Source organism: Kitasatospora sp. NPDC036934 (assembly GCF_055608425.1).
In genome coordinates, this window is the sequence record NZ_JBVJQR010000055.1 from 1 (window position 1) to 2,871 (window position 2,871).

At 69.6% G+C, this 2,871-nt stretch carries 2 protein-coding genes; both read left to right on the top strand.

Annotated elements, in window-relative coordinates:
* The first annotated feature begins 633 nt into the window (after positions 1–633).
* The gene (locus tag ACZ7BZ_RS37595; RefSeq protein WP_470362303.1) at positions 634–2,160 is read left to right on the top strand and encodes an NHL domain-containing protein; all 1,527 of its coding nucleotides are present in this window, start codon (positions 634–636) and stop codon (positions 2,158–2,160) included.
* 34 nt (positions 2,161–2,194) lie between these two features.
* Positions 2,195–2,871: NHL domain-containing protein (locus tag ACZ7BZ_RS37600; protein ID WP_470362304.1), on the top strand; the 677-nt coding region annotated here is incomplete at its 3' end.

Consider the following 2,871-nt stretch of genomic DNA (forward strand, 5'->3'; position numbering starts at 1 on the left):
CACCACCAACTGGAACAGCTCCCACAACTCGTCCGGCACCAGACGCTCCACGATCAGCACGCCCGGAGTCTACTCACCCAAATGAGATGACTTCTTAGTCGCGGGAATGCGCGTGATCGAGGATTCTGCAGGTCACGGCTTCGAGTGCTGGTCGGGTCGGCGCGTCGGCCTGGATGTCTGGCATCACTGAGTCGGGCATCCGCTATGCCCGGGGGCCGAAACGCTGAACGGTGAATATGCAGGCCAGAAGACTGTCGTTCCTGGGCTGTCGTCGGCGGCGGGCTTGTGAGACTGGCCGTTGCCACCGATTACGGGACAGAGCCGTTGATTTGACACTCCCGCTCCAGCCAGGGTTCGTGCCCGGCGTCGTCGATCCGGGCCAGTGGGACGTCGAGCTGGTGCGCGAGTGGCTCCAACGCCGCCGGCGCCCTTGCGTCCGGATCTCACTCATGCACTGAATTCTGCCGGGAAGTTGGCTATCCGCCAGGCATTCACCAGGCTCGTCAACCTGCTGTGCAAGGAAGCACCCGAACGGGCAGTTGCTATCCCCATGCCCGTATGACTTTCTGGAATCACCCGCCAGCCCCCTGCAAAAAGACCAACAGGCGGCCCGTGAACGGTGAAGGGATGACGATGAGCACTGCCCCCGAGGCAACCACAGGCAGCGAGGGCCCTGCCCCCGTGATCAGCACGGTCGCGGGGACCGGAGTCGCGGGCCCCAAGGGGGACAACGGGCGTGCCGTCCGGGCCGAGTTGAACCGCCCGTCCGGGATCGCGGTGGACAGCACCGGCACCCTCTACTTCGCCGACCGCGACAACCACCGGGTCCGGAAGGTCACGACGGACGGGAGGATCAGCACGGTCGCGGGCACCGGGACTGCGGGCTTCAGTGGTGACAACGGCCCTGCGGACAAGGCCCAACTGAACTACCCGCGCGGGGCGGCGGTGGACGGCGCGGGCACCCTCTACATCGCCGATGGCGACAACCACCGGGTCCGGAAGGTCACGGCCGACGGCGCGATCACCACCATCGCCGGAACCGGCACCGCCGCCTCCACCGGCGACAACGGCCCGGCTGACAAGGCCCAGCTGGTCAGCCCGTTCGGGGTGGTGGTGGACAGCACCGGCATCCTCTACATCGCCGACTACGACGACCACCGGGTCCGGAAGGTCACGGCCGACGGCGTGATCACCACCATCGCCGGCACCGGCACCGCCGGCTTCAGCGGCGACGGCGGCCCGGCCAACAAGGCCCAACTGAACCGCCCGCACGCGCTGGTGATGGACAGCGCGGGCAGCCTCTACATCGCCGAGAGCGGCAACCACCGCATCAGGAAGATCACGGCCGACGGCATCATCACCACCATCGCCGGCACCGGCACCGCGGGCTCCACCGGCGACGGCGGGCCGGCGGACCAGGCCCAACTGACCATCCCGACAGGGGTGGTGGCGGACAGCGCGGGCAGCCTCTACATCGCCGAGAGCGGCAACCACCGGGTCCGGAAGGTCACGGCCGACGGCATCATCACCACCATCGCCGGCACCGGCACCGCCGGCTCCACCGGCGACGGCGGCCCCGGGGACGAAGCCCAGCTGGACAGCCCCGTGGGGCTCGCCCTGGACTGCGTCGGCACGCTCTACATCGCCGAGTACAGCGGCAATCGGATCCGGAGGATCACCTCGCCCGCGACGGCCGGCCTGCCCGCGACGGGCACGGTGGTCTCCTGGGCCAACGTCCGCAGCAGGCTGCGGATGGGCGCCCTGCGCGAGTCCACCAAGGACGGGGCCGAGATCCACCAGGTCATCGCCGCGCCCCGGGAGCACCAGCGCTGGCGCCTGGTGGTGGCTGGCCAGGAGGACGGCGAGGTGCTCTACACCTTCGAGAACGTGCGCAGCGGCTTGGTCCTGGAGGTCCCCGACGGGCTGAAGGTGCACGGGACGGTGGTCGCGCAGCGCGCCTACCAGGGCGCTGACGCACACCACCAGCAGTGGCGGCTGATCCCCATCGGCCCCGCGACCGACAGCCCCCGGGTGTTCGAGATCGCCAACCGGCACAGCGGCTTGCTGCTGCGCGTCGATGCCACCACCCCCGCGGCCGTCCAGCAGCGAGGGGCCGACGGCGACCACCGCAACCGGCAATGGCAGCTGCTCCCCATCTGACCGAATGTCGGGCACCACGACCGAAGGAATGACGATGAGCACTCCCAACAACCCGTCCGTCCCTCCGATCGCCACGGCCGCGGGGACGGGTACAGGAGGGTTCGCCGGGGACGGCGGGCCTGCCGCTTCGGCCCAGCTGAACTACCCGCTGGGGGTGACGGTGGACAGCACGGGCACCCTCTACATCGCCGACTACAGCAACAACCGGATCCGGAAGGTCACCACGGACGGCCGGATCAGCACCATCGCTGGCACCGCTTCCGCGAGCTTCAGCGGTGACAACGGCCCGGCCAACAAGGCCCAGTTGAACCAGCCGCGCGGCCTGGCGGCGGACCGCGCGGGCGCCCTCTACATCGCCGACGCCGCAAACCAGCGGATCCGGAAGATCACGGCCGACGGCACGATCACCACCATCGCCGGAACCGGCACCGCCGCCTCCACCGGCGACAACGGCCCGGCCAACAAGGCCCAGCTGAACTACCCGTTGGCGGTGACGGTGGACAGCACCGGCATCCTCTACGTCTCCGACTACAACGGCCACCGGGTCAGGAGGATCACCACGGACGGCCGGATCAGCACGGTCGCGGGGACCGGGGTCGCGGGCTTCAGCGGTGACAACGGCCCGGCCAACAAGGCCCAGCTGTACTACCCGCGCGGGCTGGCGGTGGACGGCGCGGGCGCCCTCTACATCGCCGACGGCAGCAACCACCG

Coding starts and splice junctions, on each gene's coding strand:
- ACZ7BZ_RS37595 (WP_470362303.1), top strand. CDS start 634: ATGAGCACTGCCCCCGAGGCAACCACAGGCAGCGAGGGCCCTGCCCCC.